20 protein-coding genes are annotated in these 24,541 nt (G+C 58.9%); 5 read left to right on the forward strand and 15 right to left on the reverse strand.

What is annotated here, in order from left to right:
- Nucleotides 1–49: 49 nt before the first annotated feature.
- The 8 genes from D3871_RS13230 to nirB all read right to left on the reverse strand — a co-directional run bounded on the left by D3871_RS13230 (nt 50) and on the right by nirB (nt 9,929).
- Nucleotides 50–499, reverse strand: coding sequence for a GatB/YqeY domain-containing protein (locus tag D3871_RS13230; protein WP_119770062.1), 450 nt, complete (start codon nt 497–499; stop codon nt 50–52).
- A gap of 219 nt (nt 500–718) precedes the next feature.
- Entirely contained in the window at nt 719–931 is a 213-nt protein-coding gene (gene rpsU, locus D3871_RS13235) for a 30S ribosomal protein S21 (protein WP_005665410.1), read from the reverse strand.
- Between the two features lie 102 nt (nt 932–1,033).
- Nucleotides 1,034–2,230 (reverse strand): BaiN/RdsA family NAD(P)/FAD-dependent oxidoreductase, encoded by a 1,197-nt coding sequence (locus tag D3871_RS13240; protein ID WP_119769316.1) that lies wholly within the window; start codon nt 2,228–2,230, stop codon nt 1,034–1,036.
- Between the two features lie 128 nt (nt 2,231–2,358).
- Nucleotides 2,359–3,132 carry a uroporphyrinogen-III C-methyltransferase gene (gene cobA / locus D3871_RS13245; protein ID WP_119769317.1) on the reverse strand — a complete coding sequence of 258 codons (774 nt, stop codon included), beginning with the start codon at nt 3,130–3,132 and terminating at the stop codon, nt 2,359–2,361.
- On the reverse strand, nt 3,116–4,102 hold the full coding sequence (ybiB, locus tag D3871_RS13250; RefSeq protein ID WP_119769318.1) for a DNA-binding protein YbiB: 987 nt from the start codon (nt 4,100–4,102) through the stop codon (nt 3,116–3,118). Before ybiB ends, cobA begins: the two co-directional genes overlap by 17 nt.
- Nucleotides 4,103–4,198: 96 nt before the next feature.
- Complete coding sequence (locus D3871_RS13255; protein ID WP_119769319.1) at nt 4,199–7,057, reverse strand: nitrate reductase; 2,859 nt, start codon at nt 7,055–7,057, stop codon at nt 4,199–4,201.
- Nucleotides 7,054–7,407 (reverse strand): nitrite reductase small subunit NirD, encoded by a 354-nt coding sequence (nirD, locus tag D3871_RS13260; RefSeq protein WP_119769320.1) that lies wholly within the window; start codon nt 7,405–7,407, stop codon nt 7,054–7,056. Before nirD ends, D3871_RS13255 begins: the two co-directional genes overlap by 4 nt.
- Before the next feature lie 83 nt (nt 7,408–7,490).
- A complete protein-coding gene (gene nirB, locus D3871_RS13265) occupies nt 7,491–9,929 on the reverse strand; it encodes a nitrite reductase large subunit NirB (RefSeq protein ID WP_119769321.1) in 2,439 nt (812 codons plus the stop codon).
- A 274-nt stretch (nt 9,930–10,203) separates the two neighbouring features.
- On the opposite strand from nirB, the gene D3871_RS13270 reads away from it, so the two are divergent.
- The 3 genes from D3871_RS13270 (at nt 10,204) to tnpC (ending at nt 14,763) form a co-directional block, all read left to right on the forward strand.
- Nucleotides 10,204–11,418: a nitrate/nitrite transporter gene (locus D3871_RS13270; RefSeq protein ID WP_199724767.1), complete on the forward strand. Its 1,215-nt coding sequence runs from the start codon at nt 10,204–10,206 to the stop codon at nt 11,416–11,418.
- A gap of 114 nt (nt 11,419–11,532) precedes the next feature.
- Entirely contained in the window at nt 11,533–13,236 is a 1,704-nt protein-coding gene (locus D3871_RS13275; RefSeq protein ID WP_119769323.1) for a bifunctional protein-serine/threonine kinase/phosphatase, read from the forward strand.
- A 123-nt stretch (nt 13,237–13,359) separates the two neighbouring features.
- Entirely contained in the window at nt 13,360–14,763 is a 1,404-nt protein-coding gene (gene tnpC, locus D3871_RS13280) for an IS66 family transposase (RefSeq protein WP_233575602.1), read from the forward strand.
- 232 nt (nt 14,764–14,995) lie between these two features.
- Here tnpC and D3871_RS13285 read toward each other — a convergent pair whose 3' ends face one another.
- From D3871_RS13285 to D3871_RS13300, 4 genes are all read right to left on the reverse strand, one after another.
- Nucleotides 14,996–15,805, reverse strand: coding sequence for an ABC transporter ATP-binding protein (locus D3871_RS13285; RefSeq protein WP_119769324.1), 810 nt, complete (start codon nt 15,803–15,805; stop codon nt 14,996–14,998).
- 18 nt (nt 15,806–15,823) lie between these two features.
- Nucleotides 15,824–16,741, reverse strand: a complete 918-nt coding sequence (ntrB, locus tag D3871_RS13290; RefSeq protein ID WP_119769325.1) for a nitrate ABC transporter permease — start codon at nt 16,739–16,741, stop codon at nt 15,824–15,826.
- 21 nt (nt 16,742–16,762) lie between these two features.
- Nucleotides 16,763–18,013, reverse strand: coding sequence for a CmpA/NrtA family ABC transporter substrate-binding protein (locus tag D3871_RS13295; protein WP_119769326.1), 1,251 nt, complete (start codon nt 18,011–18,013; stop codon nt 16,763–16,765).
- A 300-nt stretch (nt 18,014–18,313) separates the two neighbouring features.
- On the reverse strand, nt 18,314–18,937 hold the full coding sequence (locus D3871_RS13300; protein WP_119769327.1) for an ANTAR domain-containing response regulator: 624 nt from the start codon (nt 18,935–18,937) through the stop codon (nt 18,314–18,316).
- 69 nt (nt 18,938–19,006) lie between these two features.
- Here D3871_RS13300 and tsaD point away from each other — a divergent pair, with 69 nt between their 5' ends.
- Nucleotides 19,007–20,035, forward strand: a complete 1,029-nt coding sequence (gene tsaD, locus D3871_RS13305; RefSeq protein WP_119769328.1) for a tRNA (adenosine(37)-N6)-threonylcarbamoyltransferase complex transferase subunit TsaD — start codon at nt 19,007–19,009, stop codon at nt 20,033–20,035.
- A 196-nt stretch (nt 20,036–20,231) separates the two neighbouring features.
- Nucleotides 20,232–22,526: a DEAD/DEAH box helicase gene (locus D3871_RS13315; RefSeq protein ID WP_119769330.1), complete on the forward strand. Its 2,295-nt coding sequence runs from the start codon at nt 20,232–20,234 to the stop codon at nt 22,524–22,526.
- A 44-nt stretch (nt 22,527–22,570) separates the two neighbouring features.
- Here the strand turns inward: D3871_RS13315 and D3871_RS13320 are convergent, their stop codons facing one another.
- From D3871_RS13320 to ybaK, 3 genes are all read right to left on the reverse strand, one after another.
- Complete coding sequence (locus D3871_RS13320) at nt 22,571–23,263, reverse strand: MgtC/SapB family protein (RefSeq protein ID WP_119769331.1); 693 nt, start codon at nt 23,261–23,263, stop codon at nt 22,571–22,573.
- A 90-nt stretch (nt 23,264–23,353) separates the two neighbouring features.
- Nucleotides 23,354–23,959, reverse strand: coding sequence for a glycerol-3-phosphate 1-O-acyltransferase PlsY (gene plsY, locus D3871_RS13325; protein ID WP_119769332.1), 606 nt, complete (start codon nt 23,957–23,959; stop codon nt 23,354–23,356).
- Nucleotides 23,960–23,994: 35 nt separating this feature from the next.
- Nucleotides 23,995–24,486: a Cys-tRNA(Pro) deacylase gene (gene ybaK, locus D3871_RS13330; RefSeq protein WP_119769333.1), complete on the reverse strand. Its 492-nt coding sequence runs from the start codon at nt 24,484–24,486 to the stop codon at nt 23,995–23,997.
- Nucleotides 24,487–24,541: the final 55 nt, after the last annotated feature.

Below are 24,541 nucleotides of genomic sequence, written 5' to 3' on the forward strand. Positions count from 1 at the left end.
GGGGATGGAGAAACGCTTTTAAAAGCCTGCCATCCCTGGCGGTCCATCACTATGCCTGCGACAAAGCATTCTTTACCAATGCCGAAACCGCCGTCATGTCGGCGCGACCAGCCAGCTTGGGCTTGAGCACTGCCATGACCTTGCCCATGTCTTGAGGGCCGGCGGCTCCGGTCGCGGCGACTGCTGCGGCGACCTCGCCGGAAATCTCGTCGTCTGACAATGCTGCCGGCATATAACCGGACAAGACGGCCAGTTCGGCCTTCTCGATATCGGCCAGATCCTGGCGCCCGCCGGCTTCGAACTGGGTGATGGAATCCTTGCGCTGCTTGATCATCTTTTCAATGATTGCCAGGACATGGGTATCCGTCAGCTCGATACGCTCGTCGACTTCCTTCTGCTTCATTGCCGCCGTGAGCAAACGGATCGTGCCCAGCTTGCCGCTGTCCTTGGCGCGCATCGCTGTCTTCATGTCTTCGGTGATCTGCTCTTTGAGACCCATTGTTTTTCTCCAGTTCGAAGGTGGTTTGGCGAGCGGCAGAGGCAGAAATGTGGTGACTGCCTTTGTTTCGACTGCAATGTACAGATAAAACAGCGGAATGGTATTGCTTGGCAGCCCAACACCAACATTCAGTTTATCAGCCGCCTTAAGTACCAAAACCCGCTGCGGCTACTCCGGAGCGGGTTTGCATGGTACCGCACGTAAAGTGCGGCGCAAGAATCAGTACAGCTTTTTCGGCAATTGCTGGCTGCGGATGCGCTTGTAGTGGCGCTTCACAGCAGCGGCGAGCTTACGCTTGCGCTCTGCGGTCGGCTTCTCGTAGAACTCACGCGCACGCAACTCGGTCAGCAGACCGGTTTTTTCAATAGTGCGCTTGAAGCGACGCATGGCGACTTCGAACGGCTCGTTTTCTTTAAGGCGAATTGTGGTCATGTAACTCTAACCGTGGGTTTGAGGGAAAGACGGCGAGTATAGCAGCATAAGATCGCGTTGAAAAGAATTTCGACGGATTGTCGCAGATCAGCAGGGTCGTTGCTATACCGACAAGCCGGCGGCCGTGCCGGATGCCCAGGCCCATTGGAAGTTGTAGCCACCCAGCCATCCGGTGACATCGACCGCTTCTCCGATGAAGTGAAGACCGGGCACCTTGTTGGCCATCATGGTTTGCTGCGATAACTCCTTCGTATCGACTCCGCCGCGCGTCACTTCAGCCTTGCGATAGCCTTCGGAGCCGTTCGGCACGATCATCCAGCGATTGATCGACTCACCCAGCCGGCGCAGAGTCTTGTCCGGCATGTCGGCCAGCCTCGCGTCAGGTCGAATACCGTTGGCAACGAGCAAGCCTTCGGCCAAACGGGAAGGCAGCCATTGCGGCAACAGGTTGCCTATGTTTTTCTTGAGGGTGGTCTTGCCTTGTACCAGCGTCTCGGCGATATCGGTTTCCGGCACAAGATTGAGCATGATCGGCTTGCCGGAATCCCAAAAGCTTGAAATCTGCAGCACAGCCGGCCCGGACAACCCACGATGAGTAAATAAGAGATCTTCACGAAAATGCGTGCGTGATTTCTTTTCCCCTGTTTCGATATCGACCTCGAGGGCGATCCCCGATAGAGGGATAAACGGTTCCCATGTTGCTATATCGAAGGTCAGCGGCACCAGTCCCGGACGCGGATCGACCAGCTTGAGTCCGAACTGCTTGGCTATCCGGAATGCAAAATCGGTAGCGCCAATCTTTGGAATCGACAAGCCGCCGGTAGCAATCACTACGCTGGCAGCGTGGATCGTGCCGGCATTGGTATCGAGCCGAAATCGATCGCCGTCCTTGCCGATTGTTTCCACCTTGCATGGCGTTCGCCAAGCCACCCTGCCCGCCTCGCATTCGGCCTTGAGCATGTCGATAATTTGCTCCGCCGACTGGTCACAGAACAGTTGGCCCTTATGTTTTTCGTGAAAAGCAATACGATAGCGTTTGACGAGACTGAGGAAATCCTGCGGCGTATAGCGCGACAAGGCACTACGGCAAAAGTGCGGATTATTGGAAACGAAATGTTGCGGGCCGGCCTGCAGGTTGGTGAAGTTGCAACGTCCGCCGCCGGAGATGCGGATCTTTTCCGCCAGCCGGGTAGCATGGTCGATCAGCACGACCTTTTTCCCGCGTTGACCGGCGACCGCCGCACACATCATTCCGGCTGCACCGGCGCCAATTACGGCAATATCAAACTGGTTTTGCATGGCATCTGAGAAAACTGCGAAGCCATGATTGTAAGCGGTGTGACTGTCGAAGCCCTGGCCTTATCAAGCGCAAAAAAACGGCCACCCGTGCAGAGTGGCCGAAATAACATCTCTTGGAGGAAATCGGGTCAGCGAAAAGCGCGCTCCGCGAGTGCCGGAAGGCTTTCATTGAAACCATGCGATGCGCAGCGCACCACGTCGCCAATGACAATGATGCTGGGACTTGCAAGATTGGCCGCTGCGATTGCGGCTGGCAACTCACCCAGTGTGGTTACCAGCTGCGCCTGCGCAGCCGATGTCGCCGCATGGATGACGGCGACTGGCGTGGCCGCAGCCTTGCCGCCGGCCAGCAGCGCTGCCTGTATCTCGGCGCAGCGTGCGACGCCCATGTACACCACCAGCGTCATGTTGAGCTTGGCCAGCGCTTGCCAGTCGGGATTGGCATCGGCTGTCTTGCCGTGGCCGGTAACGAATATCGCGCCTTGGCTCCAATCGCGATGAGTGAGCGGTACGCCAATCGACGATGGCGCGGCGAGACCGCTGCTGATGCCATTGATGACCTCTACTTCGATGCCGGCGGCCAGCAGATGTTCGCGCTCTTCGCCGCCGCGTCCAAAGATGAACGGGTCGCCACCCTTCAAGCGCACCACGCGATGGCCTGCGCGTGCTTCGGCAATCATCAGCCGCTCGATGAATTCCTGCGGAGTCGACTGGCAACCGCCGCGCTTGCCGACATGGATCACGCGCGCATCGGAACAGGCATGATCGAGAATCTCCGGATTGACCAGATCATCGACCAACAACACGTCGGCATGGCCGATGGCCTTGACTGCCTTGAGCGTCAGCAGTTCCGGATCGCCCGGACCCGCGCCTACCAGATAAACCTTACCTTTCGCTTCCATGAAACACCTGTCTTGCATATAGATGTCTCGCTATATGCAAACAGTGTTCCACCTGTGCGGCAATCGGTGCGGGCACCGGTTGCTCCCCCTTGAGCGCCTGTTCTATCCAGTTCGCCGTCGTGTCTGCATCACTTGAGTGCGGCAGCGGCGGCATTTCATCCACCGGCTCCTGTTTTTGCACCAGAACCGTGCGCTCATGTTCGTGAAACCATTCGATCTGTTGCGCGCGCTTGGGATTGGCGACCGTCTCGCCTTCGGTGCCGCGCATCAGGAAGGCATCGCCGCGTTCGACCGGCGCCGCCGTCGAGAAATACGCCGACAGCATTTCCAGATATTCGGGATGCGTGTACGAAGTCAGGCGCAAAGCCGGTCCCGCAAACGGCTGGATGATCTTCACTAGGGTATGGGTAGAGTTGCGCACGCCAAGAATGCGACGCAAGGCCAGCAAGCCTGCCATGCGCGGCGCCAGTGCTTCGATCGACATGAAGACCGGCCTGCCTGCCGCAAAGCCGGCTTCGGCTTCCTGCAGCGATTGCGCAAATCCGATTCCGAGGCGATCAAGAATTTCGGCGGTGGTCACACGGCCGGGGTCGGTGGTGACGCCATGGATCAGGACCGGCACGCCTTGCCGTGCCAGAAGCATGGCAAGCAGCGGCGTCAGGTTGGGCATGTTGCGCGAGCCGTTATAGCTGGGGATGACGACAGGTGCGGCGTCGGCAGCGGGCATCGGCAAGCGCTCGAATGAAGCTTCGGCGGCGTCCAGGAAACCGGCGATTTCATCGACCGACTCTCCCTTGATGCGCATTGCCAGCATGATGCCGCCCATCTCCAGGTCGGAGACGCGACGCTCCAGCATCGCGGCATACAGTTGACAGGAATCTTCGCGCGACATGCTGCGCGCGCCTTTTTTGCCGCGGCCGATTTCCTTGATGAATCGGGCGGCCGGGAATGAATCGGATGCGGTAGTCATGGCGCAAGGGTACTACGAACTGCGGGAGGGCGAGAAGGAGGAATGTGATAGTTCCTGCCTTCACATTATCAAGAAGGCAGGAACCTGCGGCGAACCTTATGCCGCGATCTTGCCCGCGGGGCTTTTCTGCAAGATGATTTTCTTGAGTTCCGGCACGCACGATCCGCAATTGGTGCCGCACTTGAGCTTGCCCTGCAATGATGCCAGCGCTGCATCCGGCGTGCCTTCATTGATCCAGTCCTGCGTGTCAAGCATGTCATGGATTTCGGTTTCGGCAACGTTGAAGCAATTGCAGACGATGCGTCCACGCGGCTTGAAGCCCTGCGGCGCCTTGGTCGAAGGCATCAGCAGCAGACGTCCCAAAGCAGCGACGGGCTGCTCGGCTTCAAGGTACTCCTTCAGCCAGCGTTCAGCGGAAAGATCGCCAGCCAGCGAAACCGCTTCCAGTTTTCCATCGCGGACCAGGATATGCCGCGCATTGCCACGCTTGGTATCGTCGTAGCGCAAGACCTCAGCCCCGGCAATGCCAAAGCGCGCCTCGATGTCCTTCACCAGTTCGGGTGCAGCCGGATAATCGTCCGCCGCGCGGAACAGCACCCCAACCTTGTCCCGACCGAACAAGGTGCAGGATGCATACGCAAACTGCCGCATAGTGGGACGCAGCGCCGCCTGCAGCGCCAGTGCCGCCGATGCATCGATCCAGCCGAATACCAGGAAGCGCCACGGCAACTCGGCCTTCAGGATTTTCGTCGCCGCATGCTTGAGTTCCGGTTGCTTGGAACTTGGGCAAAACGCCGGTACCGTCAACGCGTTGACGCCATAGGTTCCCGCGCCGTCGCTGCCGCGACCCGAAACATACTCCTCGCCCCAGTGCATGCCGATGAAGGCCTGTCCGGCACGGATTTCATCGCTTGCCAGCGCAGGCAGGATCTGCGAACCGCGCCGGCTGGTCACATGCACCAGATCGCCGTTGGCAATCATGCGCCTGTCCATGTCGGATTGCGCCAGCATGACCGCCGGTTCGGACGCATGCGAAAACAGTTGCGCCACCGTGCCGCTGCGGCTCATGCCATGCCACTGGTCGCGCAGGCGGCCGGTGGTCAACCGGAAGGGAAAGCGCGCATCGACCGGTTCGACCACCGGCTTGTATACGGTATCGACAAAGCGGGCGCGGCCGCTGGCGGTCGGGAAGATGCCATCTTCATACAGGCGTTTCTTGCCCGTGACGGCACCTTCCGGATAAGGCCATTGCTGCGGGCCCTGCTGTTCCAGGATGCGGTAAGACAAGCCGGTGATATCGAGATCGCGTCCTCGCGTGGATTCGCGATGCTCATTCCAGATCTGTTCGACATTCTCATAAGGAAACAGCGTACCGGCCTTGCCCATCCGCTGTTCCAGCCGGCGCGCGAAGTCGATGACGATTTCCCAATCGTGTCGGGTTTCACCCGGTTTGGGCAATACCGGCTTGAAGCGCGTAATGCGGCGTTCGGAATTGGTGACCGTGCCTTCCTTTTCGCTCCAGGTGGTCGCGGGCAACAGCACGTCGGCATAGTCGACGGTCGCGGTGGTTCGGTAGGCTTCCTGCACGATCACCAGTTCGGCATGCTTCAATGCTTCGCGCACCATTTTCTGTTCCGGCAGGGATTGCGCGGGATTGGTACAGGCAATCCAGATGATCTTGATCTCGCCTGAGCGTACCGCTTCGAACATTTCCACCGCGGTCTTGCCGGGTGTTGAAGGCACATCGTCCACACCCCACAGCCGCGCTACTTCGGCGCGATGTTCCGGATTGGCCATGTCGCGATGCGCCGACAGCAGGTTGGCCAGCCCCCCTACTTCGCGCCCGCCCATCGCATTAGGCTGTCCGGTCAACGAAAAAGGCCCGGCGCCCGGCTTGCCGATCTGATGAGTCGCCAGATGCAGGTTGATCAAGGCCGCATTCTTTGCGGTACCAGCTGCGGACTGATTCAGGCCCTGGCAATACAGCGACAGCGTCGCCTTCGATTGGCCGAACCAGCGCGCCGCACGGATCAGGTCTTCTTCAGTGATGCCGCAGGTATCGGCGACAAACTTCGGGGTGTAATCGCGCACCGTGCGCTTGAGCTCGACGAATCCTTCCGTGTGCGCGTCAATATAGGCCGTGTCGATCAGGTCTTCCCACAGGCAGATGTGCAGCATGCCGTTGAACAGCGCCACATCGGTGCCTGGCAGGATAGGCAGAAAGAGATCGGCTTCGCGCGCGGTATCGGTACGGCGCGGATCAGCGACGATCACTTTCAGCGCCGGATTTTTCTTGCGCGCTTCTTCGATGCGACGGTACAGGATGGGATGCGCATACGCGGTATTAGAGCCGACGATGAAGATGACCTGGGCTTCGTCGATATCTTCATAGCATGCCGGCGGCGCGTCGGCGCCCAGCGTCTGCTTGTAGCCGGCCACCGCGCTGGACATGCACAGCCGCGAGTTGGTATCGATATTGTTGGTACGGACCAGGCCCTTGGCCAGCTTGTTGAAGACGTAATAATCCTCGGTCAGCAACTGGCCCGAAATATAAAAGCCGATGCTGTCCGGTCCATGCTCGCGTATCGTCGCCTCGACGCGGCGCGCGAGGAAATCCATCGTCGATTCCCACGAAGCACGCTCGCGCTGCTGATTGCGCGCCAGTCGCAGTTCGGGATGCAATGCCCTGACCTGTTGCTGTAATACCGGATTGGCGGTCAAATGCAAGGTGCTGCCCTTGGTGCACAGCCTTCCGAAATTGGCCGGGTGGTCGGGATCGCCACGCACGCCGGTGACTTTTTCGCCATCGCTTTCGACAATGACGCCACAACCGACGCCGCAATAGCAGCACGTCGCCTTGGTTTCCGTCCGCGCGCCAGCGGCGGTTGCCTGCACTACGTCATCGACGCGGGAAAGAGCGGCAGGTCGAAGTTCGGCGCTGATTGATGCATTCATGCAACCTCGATTTCGGTGGCCAATGTTTGCAGTTCATTCACGTCGAGGAAGATCTGGCCTTCTTCCACCTTGACGCTGAATTTCTGGGTGCATCCCTCGTCCGGCGCGACCGCGCAGCCGGAATCGAGCTGAATATTCCAGTTGTGCAGCGGGCACGCCACGCGCTCGCCGAACACGATGCCTTGCGACAGCGGTCCGCGCTTATGCGGGCAGCGGTCGAGCAGGGCAAAAATCTTGTCTTCGCTATTGCGGAAAATCGCCACATCGGTCTTCGGTGCCCGATTGACGACCCGTGCCCCTAGCACGGGGATGTCTGCGACGTTGCAAACGGCTTTCCATTGTTGCGACATTTCATTCCCTTTTACTTGAGTTGTAGCATGTAGTCCGGTGCGGCCGGCTAGGTGTGGCCGGCTAGGTGCGGCCGGCGTTCCGGTCAGACCGTCAAGGGCTCAAACTGACGGGTATCGATCTGGGCCTTGTCCTTCTCATGCCACGGATCCGGTTCGCCATCGAGCGAGAACAGCAGACGCTCATAGAGGGTCTTGCGGTTTTCAGCGTCTTCCAATACTTTTTTCTTCACGTGCTCAAGTCCGACGCGCGCGATGTAATGCACGGTGCGTTCCAGATACCAGCCTTCTTCACGATACAACTGCAGGAATGCGCCCGAATACTCTAGCACTTCTTCGTGCGTCTTCAGCTTGACGAAGAAATGCGCGACTTCGGTCTTGATACCGCCGTTGCCGCCGACATAGATTTCCCAACCGGAATCGACACCAATCACACCAACATCCTTGATGCCGGATTCGGCGCAATTGCGCGGGCAACCGGAAACGGCGATCTTGACCTTGTGCGGCGCATACATCTTCCACAGCTCGCGCTCCAGTTGCTGTCCCATCAAGGTCGAATCCTGGGTACCGAAGCGGCACCATTCCGAACCGACGCAGGTTTTCACCGTGCGCAGCGCTTTTGCGTACGCATGGCCGCATGGCATGTCGAGGTCTTTCCAGACTGCCTGCAGGTCTTCCTTCTTCACGCCCAGCAAGTCGATGCGCTGGCCGCCGGTCACCTTCACCGTCGGAATGCTGTACTTGTCCACTACATCTGCGATGCGGCGCAAATCATTCGCCGTGGTCTCGCCGCCCCACATGCGCGGGATCACCGAGTAAGTGCCATCTTTCTGGATGTTCGCGTGCGCACGTTCATTGATGAAGCGCGATTGCGGATCGTCCTTCGCCTCATGCGGCCAGGTAGAAATCAGGTAATAGTTGAGTGCAGGCCGGCAAGTCGCGCAACCGTTCGGCGTCCGCCATTCCATGAAGCGCATGGTGTCGCTAATGGCCAGCAGCTTGTTGGCCTTGATCGCATCGCGCACTTCCTGATGCGTATGGTCCGTGCAGCTGCACAACGGCTTGATCTTGTTGGCGGTCGAATAGTCGCCGCCGGCGGTGGACATGATGATCTGTTCCACCAGGCCGGTGCAGGAACCGCACGATGCCGATGCCTTGGTATGCTTGCGCACGTCTTCCAGCGTGAACAGACCTTTTTCCTTGATCGCCTTGACGATGGTGCCCTTGCAGACGCCGTTGCAGCCGCAGACTTCCGCGGTATCCGGCATCGCGGCGGCCTTGGTGAAACCTTCGTGACCAACGTCGCCGGGGCGGCCGGTATTGGACTCGCCGAACATCAGCGTGTCGCGAAGCTCGCCGATGTCCTTGCCTTCGCGCAGCAGGCTGAAGTACCAGGAACCGTCGACCGTATCGCCATACAGGCAGGCGCCGACCAGCTTGTCATCCTTGATCACCAGCTTCTTGTACACGCCGCCTATCGGATCGGACAGCACGATTTCTTCGGTACCTTCGCCACCCATGAATTCGCCGGCCGAAAACAAGTCGATGCCGGTGACCTTGAGCTTGGTCGAGGTCACCGAACCCTGATAGCGGCCGATGCCAAAGTTCGCCAGGTGATTGGCGCAAACCTTCGCCATTTCGAACAGCGGAGCAACCAGTCCGTACGCGGTGCCGCGATGGTTGACACACTCGCCGACCGCATAGATGCGGGGATCGTAGGTTTGCATCGTGTCGTTGACGACGATGCCGCGATTGCAATACAAGCCGGCGGATTCGGCCAGTGTGATATTGGGACGAATGCCGACCGCCATCACCACCAGTTGCGCCGGCACTTCCAGACCGTCGGTGAAGCGGATCGCTTTCACATGGCCGTTTTCATCGCCGACGATTTCCTTGGTATTTTTCTCAAGCAGAAAAGACAAGCCACGATCTTCCAGCGATTTCTGCAGCATTTTGCCCGCAACCGGATCGAGTTGGCGCTCCATCAGCCAGTTCGGCAAATGCACCACGGTGACATCCATGCCGCGCAGCTTCAAGCCATTGGCCGCTTCCAGCCCCAGCAAACCGCCGCCGATGACGACCGCATGCTTGTGCTGCTGCGCGGCGTCGATCATCGCGTTGGTATCCTGGATATCGCGATAGGAGATGACTCCTTTCAGATCCTTGCCGGGAACCGGCAACAGGAAAGGGTTGGAACCGGTCGCCAGCAGCAGGCGGTCGTATTCCGCCACGGTGCCGTCTTCCGCAATGACCTGCCGTTTCTTGCGGTCGATCTTTGTGATCTTCTTGCCAAGATGGAGCGTGATGTTGTTTTCCGCATACCAGTCGACATCGTTGAGCATGATGTCCTTGATGGTCTGCTCGCCGGCGAGCACCGGCGACAGCAGGATGCGGTTGTAGTTGGCGTGCGGCTCGGCGCCGAATACGGTGATGTCGTAGATGTCCGGTGCGATCTTCAGCAACTCTTCCAGAGTGCGCACACCAGCCATTCCATTTCCAACCATGACTAACTTCAGCTTCTTCATTAAAGCTCCCTCTCCGCGCGGCTTCGCCATTGAAGCCATTCAATGAACATGGCGAACTCTAAGCAGATCGCGTGCCATAGAGGAAACAGCAAAAACGCACTGTGATGACAACGCGGATGCACCTGTCCGGTGCATCGCGGGCGACGTTACTGCGCTTATAGGTGCGCTGCACCATTCAGATCTCTTTATTCGGGGGCATTTCCGCTCAAAACCAGTGGCATGGCGCTTGCATTGCAAGGCAACAGTCTTACTATCTTTGATGCAAAGGAGCATTGTGAAAACAACGTCGTTCTGGAAGGCGGGCCACACGCCTACCCTGCTCGCTTCATTCTTTTATTTTGATCTCAGCTTCATGGTCTGGGTCCTGCTGGGACCGCTGGCCGTGCAGATTTCGAAAGACCTTGGACTGACTCCCGCACAAAAAGGCTTGATGGTGGCAACGCCATTGCTGGCCGGCGCTTTGCTGCGCATTGTAATGGGCGTGCTGGTCGATCACCTCAAACCGAAGAAGGCTGGCGCCATCGGTCAGGTCATTGTGATTGCCGGATTGACCTGGGCCTGGCTCGGCAATATCGACAGCTATGAAACCATGCTGACCCTGGGCGTATTGCTCGGTGTGGCCGGTGCGGCCTTCGCCGTCGCATTGCCGCTAGCGTCGCGCTGGTATCCACCCGAGCATCAGGGTACGGCGCTCGGCATTGCCGGTGCAGGCAATTCGGGCACTGCGTTTGCCGCCTTGTTCGCCCCGACGCTCGCCATCGCCTTCGGCTGGCAAAACGTGTTCGGCCTCTGCCTCATTCCGCTAGGCGTTGCCTTTCTTGTCTATATGGTATTTGCCAAGGACTCGCCGGGTGCGCCGCCGCCGAAGTCGATGACCGAATATCTGCACGTACTGAAAGACAAAGATGCGTGGTGGTTCATGTTCTTCTATAGCGTGACCTTCGGCGGCTTTTCGGGGCTGGCGTCTTCGCTGACGATTTACTTCAACGCGCAGTACGGCCTGTCGCCGGTGACGGCTGGCTACTTTACCGCTGCCTGCGTATTCGCCGGCTCTCTGGTGCGTCCGGTCGGCGGCATCGTCGCCGATCGCATCGGCGGCATCAAGACCTTGTCGATCATGTATGTGCTGGCAGGCACCTTCCTGTTCATCGCTAGCCTGGGCATGCAATCCTATTTGGGTGCGCTGGCTGTCTTCGTGTTGGCGATGCTGGCGCTTGGCACCGGCAATGGCGCAGTGTTCCAGCTGGTGCCGCAGCGCTTTCGCAAGGAAATCGGCGTGATGACCGGTCTGGTCGGAATGGCCGGCGGTATCGGCGGCTTTTATCTTGCCTCCAGCCTCGGTTATTCCAAGCAGATCACCGGCAGCTACCAGCTCGGCCTGACCATCTTTGCCGCGCTCGCGGTATCGGCGCTGGTTGGCCTGTCGGTGGTGAAGAACCGCTGGCGCACTACCTGGGGCAGCGCTGCGATGACCACCGCAAAAATCTAATCATCTGTCGCGTCGCTACGGCAACGCGACAGATGATTCGCGACATGGGACGGCAATGTAACGCGTTGCCGTCCCGTGTACACTTTGTGACACCCATCCTATTCCTCTCGTCTCATGTCCCTATCCGTCCTGACCGGTTACGCATCGCGTACCGGCCTTCGCGAACGCAATGAAGATTTCGTCGGCATGGCGACGCCCGATGAACCCGACCTGTCGACCAAAGGCATGCTGGCTGCTATCGCCGATGGCATTTCCGGCAATGCGGGCGGACGCGAAGCAGCCGAATATACGGTGCGCGGCTTGCTGACGGATTACTTCGCAACGCCCGACACCTGGCCGGTCACACAGGCTATGGACCGGGTACTCAAGGCGATCAACAGCTGGGTCCAGGATCAGGGTGCCAAGCGGCGTGAAGTGGCAGGTATGGCAACCACGCTGACCGCGCTGGTATTGCGCGGCAGCTTTTATTATTTTTCGCATGTCGGCGATACCCGTCTCTATCTGCTGCGCGGCGGTACGCTGACGCGGCTCACTACCGACCATGTCTGGGACCGGCCGGAAATGCAGCATGTGCTGACGCGCGCCATTGGACTGGATTCGCGGCTGGCGATCGACCATGGCATGGGCGAGCTGCGCGAACGCGACGTGTTTCTACTGGCCTCGGATGGGGTATGGGGCTGGATGACCGAGTACGACATGACGCATGCGCTGTCCGAGGTGGCGATGCAACAGGCGGAGCCCGAAGCAACCGCGGCACTGCTTGCCGATAGCGCGCTGCGCGCCGGCTCCACCGACAACTGCAGTGCGCTGGTATTGCGGGTGGATGCACTGCCGGAGGAAAACCTGCGCGACGCGCTGTCGGGTTCACAGCAATTGCCCGTGCCGCCGAAACTGAAGCCCGGCCAGGAACTCGATGGCTATCGGATTGAAGAAGTCATCCATGCATCGCAAGCGACACTGCTCTACCGTGTGGTGGAACCGAAGTCGAACCGTCAGCTCGTATTGAAGACCTTGCATCCAGACCGTGCCGACGATGCGCACGAGCGCTCCGCGTTCGCGCATGAAGAATGGCTTGCGAAGCGAGTGGTCGCGCGTTTCTTCCCGCAAGTGATCGTGCCGGAACAAAAGAATTATCTGTACTACCTGTCCACCTGGCACGACGGACAGACGCTGCAACAAAAGCTCGATGCAGGTGCGCATTTCACCGCGCCCGAGGCGATCGCCTACGGCGAGAAGCTGGTGCGCGCGGCCGGCGCCCTGCACCGACGCAGCATCATTCACCGCGACATCAAGCCATCCAATGTCCACCTCGGCACGGATTCCGAATTGCGGCTGCTGGATCTCGGCGTCGCGCTATCGGAACTTGAGAAGGAAGGCGGCATTGCCGCGCTGCAGGCCGGCACACCGTCGTTCCTGGGCCCCGAGCAATTCGACAATGCGCCGCCATCGCGCCAGACCGACGTGTATGCAGCTGGCGTGACAATCTATACGATGCTGACCCGCCACTACCCATATGGTGAGGTCGAGCCTTTTCAGCGACCACGTTTCGGGGAACCGGTGCCGGCCAGTCGTTACCGGCCCGATATACCGCTCTGGCTGGACAATGTGCTGCTGAAGGCGGTCGCACGCGATCCGGCCGAACGCTTCGAAACTGCGGAAGAGTTTTTGATTGCGCTGGAACGCGGTGCCAGCAATCCCATGCCGGCACGCGGCATCACGCCGCTGGCAAAGCGCGATCCGGCCGGACTGTGGCGAGCGGTGGCGGTGATTTCGATGGTGATGAATCTCTTGCTGTTGTATTTGCTGGTATTGCAGTGAGAGACTCTGCCATGTACCGCGATTCGCCATTTGTTTGCAGATATAGATAATTAGTGACTGTTCAGCGCCTATGGGCGCAATAAAGCAGTTGTAAACGATGCCCAACCTGTGCATCATGCTGACATGGCAAAAAAACAACCTGCTCCCGACCTTTCCGGCCTCAGCCATGAGGAGAAGGACATCCTCATCTTGACGCTGCTGGCGCGTCTGGATGCGCTTGAGTCAAAGATGCGTAAGGACAGTCACAATTCGAGTAGACCTCCGTCATCCGATGGCTTGACCAAGAAGACGAACTCGCTGCGAGAATCTTCTGGCAAGCCCCCTGGCGGCCAAGCCGGACACAAGGGAACGACTCTCAAGCGGGAGCAGCCGACCCAGACCATCGATCATCCTTTGCCGGGGCAATGCGACCGTTGCCATGGTGCATTGCCGTTGGCCGAGGCCCGCGTGGCCGAGTGCAGGCAAGTGCTCGATGTGCCTGCGGCGGCGTTCGATGTCATCGAGCACCGTACATTGGCGCTGGTGTGTCGGTGCGGGCAATCGCATGTGAGTGCCTTTCCCGCCGGTGTGACCGAGATGGTGCAATATGGCCCGAACGTGAAAGCGCTGGGTGCCCATCTGACCCAGGGTCAAATGCTGCCCTATGCGCGCGCCGCCGAACTGATTCAAGATGTGTATGGCCTGTGCATATCGCCCGGCACGCTGGTGTCGTGGGTGGGCGAGGCAAGCGTCGCCTTACAGGGCACCGCCGATCGCATCGCCGAATACCTGCGCAATGCGCCGCTGCTCCATGCCGACGAGTCTGGTCTGCGCGTTGCCAGCAAGCTGCATTGGTTGCATATCGCGGCCAGCGGCACCTTGACCTGGTACGGCGTACATGCCAAACGCGGCCTGGAAGCGATGCACGCGCATGGCATTCTGCCCAGGCGCATAGGCATATTGGTTCACGACTGCTGGGCGCCATACTGGCGGCTCGACGGCAGCATCCATGCCCTGTGCAATGCGCATCTTCTACGCGAGCTGGTGTACGTGAAAGAAATCACCGGACAGGAATGGCCACAGTCGATGACGGATTTCCTGCTCAATGCCAACAAGCTATGCGAGGCGGCGCGACAAAAGCAGCGCAAGTTCAGCACCAGGGAAATCGCCGCCTTCCGGACGATTTACGATGCGATCGTAGCCGAAGGCGAACAGCTCAATCCCGAAGCGAACCAGTCGGTCAACAAACGTGGCCGCGCCAAGCAGTCCATTGCATTCAATTTGCTGCGGCGCTTGCGTCAACATGCCGATGCGGTGCTGCTCTTCATCAGCAACCTTGCCGTCCCGTTCACCAACAACGTTGGTGAGCGTGCCGTGCGCATGCCCAAAGTGAAGCAGAAAATCTCCGGCTGCTTTCGCACCGTCGTCGGCGCCGAAAATTTCTGCGTCATCCGCTCCTGTCTCGACACGCTTCGCAAGCAAGGCCACCGTATGCTCGACGTACTGCAACGCGCCTTCCATGGAAACCCTATCCAAGTCTTCGCGTAGCTGCTGAACAGTCACGATAATTAAAAGCCGTTCGCGTGCGGTTACATGCATCAAGTTAGGTAATATGCCTCTCCCCGTCATCCCCACGAAAGTGGGGATCCATAAGCCGCTTGCTCAATGCAGCGATTTTACTATCCGTACTTGAAGCGCAGCTTCAGCATGGATACTCGCTTCCGCGGGTATGACGGCGATGGGTAGAGTGCTTGCATGATCGTAAGCACCGCGTGCAAACTTACGCCGCTTCCTTCACCGGATGCGCCTGCCGGTGATACAGAAATTCCAGCACCGCACTCCGATACTCGATATACAGCGCATCATGCGCCAGCGCCACGCGGTCGCGCGGACGGTCCAGGCGCACGTTGACGATATCGCCGATGGTTGCGGCCGGACCATTGGTCATCATGACGATCCGATCCGACAGCAGCACTGCTTCATCGACATCATGCGTGACCATGACCACGGTCGAGTGGGTCTTCGCAACGATCTTCAGCAACTCATCCTGCAGATGCGCGCGGGTCAATGCATCCAGCGCACCGAAGGGTTCATCCATCAGCAAGACCTTGGGTTCCATCGACAGCGCACGCGCGATACCCACACGTTGCTTCATGCCGCCCGAGATTTCATTCGGACGCTTTTGCTCTGCATGCGACAAGCCGACCAGCGCCAGCGCGGCCAGGGTACGCTCCTTCAGCTTGGTCTTGCTTTCGGTTGAGCCAAACACCCGTTCCACCGCCAGGTGCACGTTTTCATAGCACGTCAGCCATGGCAGCAGCGAGTGGTTCTGGAACACCACGGCGCGTTCCGGCGCCGGTCCGGCAATCTCGCGATTGGCGCACAGCAGCGCGCCGTCGCTGGCGCGCAGCAGTCCTGCAATCAGATTGAGCAGGGTCGACTTGCCACAACCGGAGTGCCCGATCAGCGTAACGAACTCGCCCTTCCTGACCGTCAGGTTAATGTCGCGCAGCGCATGGAACCTGCCCTGCTTGGTGTTGAACACCATTTCGGCGTTCTGGATATCGATGAATTTGCTGTTGTTGTCCATGATGTTTTCCAATGCCGGTTAGCTGCGTACTTCTTCGTAGGTGAATGCCTTTGCGAGGGCGACCAGCGCCTGTTCCAGCAGCAAGCCGACAACGCCGATGACGACAATCGCAATGATGATGTGCGGCACGTTGAGGTTGTTCCACTCATCCCACACCCAGAACCCGATGCCCACGCCGCCGGTCAGCATTTCTGCCGCGACGATCACCAGCCATGCGGTCCCGATCGCCAAACGCACGCCGGTCAGCATGTACGGCAATACCGAGGGAAACAGAATCTTGGTGACGATCTTCCATTCGGACAGATTCAGCACCTTGGCGACGTTCATGTAATCCTGCGGGACGCGCTGCACGCCGACCGCGGTATTGATGATCATCGGCCAGATCGAACAGATGAAGATCGCCCAGATCGCGGCGGGATTGGCGGCCTTGAATACCAGCAGGCCGATCGGCAGCCAGGCCAGCGGCGACACCGGCTTCAGCAGGCTGACGATGGGATTGAACATGCCTGCCAAAAACTTGAAGCGCCCGATCATGAAACCCAGCGGAATGCCGATTGCCGCCGCCAGGCCGAACCCGGTCGCCACGCGCTGCAGCGACAACAGCAGATTCCAGCCTATGCCCTGGTCATTCGGTCCTTTTTGATAGAAGGGATCGGAAAACACATGAATCGCTTCCTGCAAGGTCACCATGGGCGACGGGAAGCCGCTGTTTTTGGCGGCAACGATTTCCCACACCAGCACCAGCAGCGCGAGACCGAAAATCGGCGGCAGCACGGCCAGGAAGAAAGGTTTGAACGACAGCTTTCTTGCCGCCGGCTTTGCCGCGGTTACGGATGGGCGCGCCTTCGCGTGCTCCTTGGTGTCGGCTTTCATCGGCGGCGACTCCGAGACCGGCTCTACCGGTGTGTTGAGGACATTGTTCATGACTGCGCTCATAGTGGGCTCCGGTATAAGAAATCAGGCTTTGATCTTGAAGGATTCGGCATAGGCTTTCGGGTTCTTGCCGTCCCAGACCGTGCCGTCGATCAGCTTCGACGTGCGCATCGGATCTTTCGGCAAGCTCACCTTGGCCATGTTTGCCGCTTCCTTGTAAAGGTCGATCTGATTGATCTGCCTGGCGACCGCAAGATAGTCGACATCTTCCTTGAGCAAACCCCAACGCTTGTGCTGGGTCAGGAACCACATGCCGTCGGACAGGTACGGAAAGTTCACCGCGCCGTCGTTGTAGAACTTCATGTAGTTCGGATCATCCCAGGTCTTGCCCAGGCCATTCGAGTAGCGGCCGAGAATGCGCTGGTTGATGACGTCGACCGAGGTATTCACATACGACTTGTCGGCGATGGTTTCAGCCATCTTGTTCTTGTTGGACAGGCTGGCGTCGATCCACTTGCCGGCTTCCAGCACCGCAGCCGTCATCGCGCGTGCCGTGTTCGGATACTTCTTGACGAAGTCCGCAGTGGTACCGAGCACCTTTTCCGGATGGTCTTTCCAGATGTCCTGCGTGGTCACGCCGGTGATGCCGATACCGTCGGCGATCGCACGATGGCCCCATGGCTCGCCCACGCAATAGCCATCCATGTTGCCGACCCGCATGTTGGCCACCATTTGCGGCGGCGGCACGGTAATGATCTTTGCATCCTTCATCGGATTGATGCCATGCGCGGCCATCCAGTAGTACAGCCACATTGCGTGGGTGCCGGTCGGGAAGGTTTGCGCGAACGTGTATTCGCGCTTGTCGGTCTGCATCAGCTTGGCAAGCGATGCGCCGTCGACCGCTCCCTTGTCGGACAGCTTTTTCGACAGTGTGATCGCCTGGCCATTGTTGTTCAGTGTCATCAGCATCGCCATGTCCTTCTTCGGGCCGCTGACACCGAGGTGTACGCCGTAGATCAAGCCGTACAGCACATGTGCTGCATCGAGTTCGCCATTGACCAATTTGTCGCGTACGCCTGCCCACGAAGCTTCCTTGGTGGGTGTGATCTTGATGCCATATTTCTTGTCGATGCCGAGTACCGATGCCATGACGACCGAGGCGCAATCGGTCAATGGAATGAAGCCAATCTTGACCTCTTCCTTTTCCGGCTTATCGGAACCGGCAGCCCATGCACCCTGAGTGGCCAATCCACCGAATGCGCCGGCTGTTACTGCTGCGCCCGCCTTGATGATGCTGCGGCGGGTCAAATTTGTTTTGCTTTCTTTTGTTGTCATGATTTCCTCATGCATGATGTCGAAACCGGCAAAAAGAAAGGCGTCCGGTCACAGCAAGCCAAGCTCGCGGTGAACGGACGCCTTTGTCCAAAAACGAGATGACCATCTTTGGTCAGCTCGTTGTTACTGATCGGTGCGCCAGCATTGGCGCGCCAGTATCGTTTGCAAGCCCTGTGCCAACCCGGAATTCAAACTTGGTACCGGATTTGATCCAGATCAGGCCCGGTTTCGCACCCGGATTGTGCGGCGCATTAAATCAGGGCGGAGCGCGTCACAATTCGGGGCCCGGTCTTAGCGCACTTACAAGAGCAGATCGGCAACATCGATCATGCGCTGCGCCACTTCGGACAACTTGAGGTTCTTGTCCATCGCCAGACGGCGCAGCTTGCGATAGGCATCGTCTTCCGAGCAGTGATGCCTTTCCATCAACAAACCTTTGGCGCGCTCGATCACCTTGCGCTCGGCCAGCTTGATCTTGGTTTCCGAGAGCTCGTGCCGCAATTTCTGGTCGACTTCAAAGCGCGCAAGCGCAACGTCCAGCACGGTCTTGACGCGTTCGGCCGACAATCCCGCGACGACATAGGCCGATACGCCGGCTTCTATCGCGGCATGCATCTTTTCCTTGTCATTGTCTTCAGTGAAGCAGACGATGGGGCGGCGCTCATTGGCGGTCGCGGCAACGACCTTCTTCAATGCCGCATCGGATTGTTCATCGACGATAATCACGTCGGGCTGCAGCTGCGCGATCTGTTCTTCCAGATCGGCGTCCGGCGGCAGCGCGGCCAGGATGTTATAGCCGCCTTCCAGCAATCCTATGCGCAGCGCCCGGGCACGCTCGGCCTGGACCTGCGCGGCGACGTCGGCCCCTTCGGGCACGACTAATGAGTTGATTACGACGATTTTCAGCTGTTTGGGATCGCTCATGATTAGCCTGTGATGGACTTCCATTAAAATAGAGCTTTGCAAGAACCTTGCCATCCTTCACTTCCCTTCATGATCGTTCTCGGCGTCGAATCCTCCTGTGATGAAACCGGCCTTGCGTTGTATGACACACAACGCGGCCTGCTTGCGCATGCCCTGTATTCGCAGGTCGCAATGCATGAGGAATACGGCGGCGTAGTACCCGAACTGGCGTCGCGCGACCATATCCGGCGCGCCATTCCCCTGCTTGAACAAGTGCTGACGCAGGCCGCGCTGCCGCGCAATGCAGTCGATGCGATCGCCTATACCCAGGGCCCGGGTCTGGCAGGCGCATTATTGGTTGGGGCGTCGATCGCATGCGGTCTCGGCCTGGCGCTGGATCGGCCGGTCCTGGGCGTACATCATCTCGAAGGTCATTTGCTGTCGCCGCTGCTCGCGGGCGACCGGCCGGATTTCCCGTTTGTCGCCTTGTTGATTTCCGGCGGCCATACGCAGCTGATGCGTGTGGACGGTGTCGGCCAGTATGAATTGCTGGGCGAAACCCTGGATGATGCGGCGGGTGAAGCATTCGACAAGTCGGCCAAGCTGCTCGGCCTGGGCTATCCGGGCGGTCCCGCGATTTCGCGATTGGCCGAATTCGGCGATCCCGGCACCTATCAGTTGCCGCGCCCGATGTTGCATTCAAAAGATTTGAACTTCAGCTTTTCCGGCTTGAAGACTGCAGTCCTCACGCTGGTCAAGAAACAGACCGTCAATATCTGCGAGCAGGACAAGGCCAATATCGCGCGGGCATTCGTCGATGCGATCGTCGACGTGCTGGTCGCGAAATGCCTGGCGGCGCTCAAGCAAACCGGCCTGAAGCGGCTGGTGATCGCGGGCGGCGTCGGCGCCAACCGGCAATTGCGCGAAGCATTGAATGCGGCTGCGCAGAAAAAGCGCTTTCGCGTCTACTATCCGGAACTTGAGTTTTGCACCGACAATGGCGCGATGATCGCGTTTGCCGGCGCGATGCGTCTGCAAATCAATCCTGATGCCGCAAAACGCGAGTATGCGTTCAATGTGCGTCCGCGCTGGCCGCTGGATGAACTGCGCGTGGTTTAGCGATTCAAACCGTAGCAGGCGCGTGGGACGCGGATTCCCACAGTTCTTTCTTTCCGGACGGTGCGCCGCAATTACCTTGCATCATGTTGATGTGCGGCATTACTTCATTCGTATCATCCTGCCCGATCCATAACAGCGTAAACTCCGTATCCAATCCTGTCGCATCCTGCGACCCGAATAATTCTGCGAGCAATCCATGTCCGACGCGTCTTTCCCTTTATTTTCCGACCTGAACCTGAGCGAGCCTTTGCTACGCGTGCTGAAGGAGCTGGGCTATGAGTCACCGTCGCCAATCCAGGCGGCCACGATTCCCATCTTGCTGGGCAACCGCGACGTGCTGGGCCAGGCGCAGACAGGCACCGGCAAAACGGCGGCTTTTGCCCTGCCCGTGCTGGCCCGCATCGATATCCGGCAAACCGCTCCGCAAGCCCTGGTGCTGGCGCCGACGCGTGAACTGGCGATTCAAGTGGCAGAAGCCTTTCAACGCTACGCCACGTATATCCCTGGCTTTCATGTGCTGCCGATTTATGGCGGCCAGAGTTATGGTCCGCAGCTGAGCGCATTGCGGCGCGGTGTGCATGTCGTGGTCGGCACGCCCGGCCGCATCATCGATCATGTGGAAAAAAACTCGCTGGACCTTTCGCAGATCAAAACGCTGGTGCTCGATGAAGCCGATGAAATGCTGCGCATGGGCTTTATTGACGACGTCGAAACCATCCTGCAACGGACGCCGGCTTCGCGCCAGACCGCACTGTTTTCGGCCACCATGCCTTCGGCGATCAAGCGCATCGCGCAAACCTATCTGCGCAATCCGGCCGAAGTCACCATCGCTGCCAAAACAGGCACCGCCGACAATATCCGCCAGCGCTACTGGCTGGTCAGCGGCATGCACAAGCTCGACGCGCTCACGCGCATCCTGGAAGCCGAGACCTTCGACGGCATGATCATTTTTGCGCGCACCAAGCTGGGCACGGAAGAGCTAGCCGGCAAATTGCAGGCGCGCGGGTTTTCCGCCGCCGCGATTAACGGCGACATCGTGCAGCAGCAGCGCGAACGGACTATCCAGCAGCTTAAGGATGGCAAGATCGATATCCTGGTCGCCACCGATGTCGCCGCACGCGGCCTTGACGTCGAGCGTATCAGCCACGTGATCAACTACGATGTGCCCTACGACCCGGAAAGCTATACGCATCGCATCGGCCGCACCGGACGCGCCGGACGCAGCGGCGAAGCAATCCTGTTTATCGCCCCGCGCGAACGCAACCTGCTCAAGACCATCGAGCGCGCGACGCGCCAGCCTATCGCGATGCTGGAATTGCCGACCATTCAGGCCGTCAACGACGTGCGTATCGCGAAATTCAAGGATCAGATCAGCGCCGCTCTTGCGGCAGGCGGGCTCGACCTATTCCAGTCGCTGATCGAAGATTATGAGCGCGAACAGAATATCCCTGCCATTGAAATCGCTGCCGCACTCGCGAAACTGGCGCGCGGCGATGTCCCGCTGTTACTGGAAAAAAACCAGCGCGAGCCGCAGGGCGAACGCTCCTGGGCGAGCGACAAGCCCAGCCATGGCAGCAGGTTTGAACATACCGAGCACAAGGGACAAGCGGAAAGATTCGGTCGCCAGGAACACAGAGATCACACCGAGCGGCCTGCCTTTCCCCGCAAGGAGCGCATTGTTCGCCAGCCCGATGCCGGCATGGCGACCTTCCGGATTGAAGTTGGCCACGCACATGGGGTCAAACCGGGCAATATCGTCGGCGCCATTGCCAACGAAGCCGGGCTCGATTCCAAACACATTGGCCGCATCGAAATCTATGACGATTACAGTACGCTTGATCTGCCCGACAGCATGCCTGCCGAACTCCTGAATCAGCTCAAGACCGTATGGGTGGCCGGCCAACAATTGCGCATCAGCCGCGATGGCGAACCCGCAGCAGCGCCGGCAAAACCTGCGTTCAAAAAAGCACACGTCTCCGACAAGCCGGATGCCAGTGATGCCGCCATGCCCGCCGCGCGCCCCGCACCCAAGGAGCGCACTGATCGAAAAAACAAGCTCGCCGTAAAGGCATACCGTATCGAGGTGGGCCATGCGCATGGCGTCAAGCCAGCCAATATCGTGGGCGCGATTGCCAACGAGGCGGGGCTGGAGGCCAAATACATCGGCCGTATCGAGATATTTGACGACTACAGTGTGCTGGATCTGCCGGACGGCATGCCAAAGGAAGTGTTTGAACAGTTACAAACTGTAGCGGTGGCCGGACGGCCGTTACGCATCAGCCAGGTCGGCGGGGCAGCGCCTGCGCAAGACAAACCCGCCGGGGCAAAAATCCCATTATCCGTGCCCAAAAAAGGCGGGGACAGAAGAGTGAATGAGAAAAATTCCGGCGACAAATCCTCGTTCAAACGAACGGGCGGTGTCGGAAACCGCTCTGCCGATACGGCAAAAGCGAAGCCAAAATCGCATCGCAAAGGTGTGAAGCCGGCGTGATGCCGTGTATGCCGGTTTGCGGGGAGACGACCGGCCGTTTTTTCTCAATCGCCGGTGGGCGATAGCTGAAACGATTTCACCCGGGTCCAGCCGCGCAGATACTCCGCCAGCTTGGGCGTATTGCTGGCATCCGTGGTCTGGATCACCATCCTGTACTCGAACGAGTCGCCGTCTTCGGCGACTCGGTAACTCATGTTGGCGATCGAAAAGCCATGCCGATGCAGCAGGGAGCGGATCTCTTCTTCCGGCACGGTATCGTCGCGGCCGAAACGGATGGAATGATGCGCATATGAATGCGAAGGCATCAGCGCCTCGATGCGGCGGAACAGCGAGAGGATGCCGACCGTCAGCAGGGTGGCGAGGATCGCCGGGTAATAGAAGCCGATGCCGATCAATACCCCGATCGCAGCAGTGATCCAAATTGAGGCCGCAGTGGTCAGGCCGCGTACGCTGAGCCCTTCCTTGAAAATGACACCGGCCCCAAGAAAGCCGATACCGGTCATGATGCCCTGCGCCATGCGCGTCGGATCGGTGCGCACCGTGTCCATCGGCATGCCGGGCAGCCACTTCGACTGGTAGAGCATCACCAGCATCAGCAAACTGGATGCGAGACAAACCAGCGTATGCGTACGAAATCCCGCAGGACGGGCGTGATAGCTGCGCTCCAGGCCAATGATGCCGCCCGCGACAAGGGCACCGATCAGATGAACCGCAATCGCGACATAGTCATTGCCCATCCCTGCTCCTTGCTATCTTTTATTCAGCATAACGCCAATGGCGGCGATGCGTATAGACGCAGAGCAATATCGGCGCGGAATGGAGATGGCCTATTTTTTCTTGCTGCCGATCCGGCTTTCCTTGCCCGCGATCAGATTCGCCACATTCTGGCGATGCCGATAAATCAGCAAGCCGCTCATGATCACGATGGCGAGCAGGATCGGGTCGGTACCGAACAGCAAGCCGTAATAGAAAGGCGCAAAGACGCTCGCGACCAGGGCGGCAAGCGACGAATAGCGGAATGCATAAGCAATGACGATCCAGGTGACGATGGTTGCTAGTCCCAGCCAGCCGTTTATGCCGATCAGCACCCCCAGCATCGTTGCCACCCCTTTGCCACCGACGAAACGCGTGAACAGCGGCCACAAGTGGCCGATGAAGACAGCAAGCGCGACCAGTGCGATTCCGCCATCGCCGACCCCGTATTGCGGCCCGAAGCGCATCGCCAGCCAGACGGCGAGCCAGCCTTTGGCGCCGTCGCCGAACAAGGTCAATGCCGCGGCCGCCTTGTTACCGCTGCGCAGCACATTGGTGGCGCCGGGGTTATTCGAACCATAGGTACGGGGATCGGCCAGGCCGAATAGTTTGCTGACCACCACCGCGAACGACACCGAGCCAATCAGATATGCGGCGACGGTAAACAAGACTGTATTCATTTCATCCTTTCAATTGAGGCAAGGCAGGTGCGGTCTTATTCGTCAAGCGCGCACTGAATCGGCTTGGCCGGCAGCACCGCCGGAATGATCTTCGGATCGATGCCGATCAGGTAACCGCGCCGGCCGCCGTTGATGTAGATCTTGTCGACATCGAGTATGCCTTGCTCGATATAGACGGGCATGGCCTTCCGGGTGCCGAACGGTGAAGTACCGCCCACCAGAAATCCCGAATGGCGATTCGCCACTTCGGGCTTGCAAGGTTCGACCGACTTGCAGCCGATCTGGCGCGCAAGGTTCTTGGTGGAGACCTTGCGGTCGCCGTGCATCAGCACGATCAGCGGCTTGGCCGTCTCATCCTGCATGACCAGGGTCTTGATCACATGATGTTCGTCGACACCGAGCTCGCGGGCCGACACTGCGGTGCCGCCGTGCTCTTCATAGGCATACGGATGTTCGGAAAAGGCGATGCCGTGCTTGCGCAGGAACTGGGTGGCCGGGGTCTCGGAGATATGTTCTTTTTTTGCCATGGTTCAAATTCATATTGCGGAGCACATTATGCAGCAAGACGCGCTCTTTGCAAGC

It is taken from the genome of Noviherbaspirillum saxi (assembly GCF_003591035.1).
Classification (GTDB): Bacteria; Pseudomonadota; Gammaproteobacteria; order Burkholderiales; family Burkholderiaceae_D; genus Noviherbaspirillum; species Noviherbaspirillum saxi.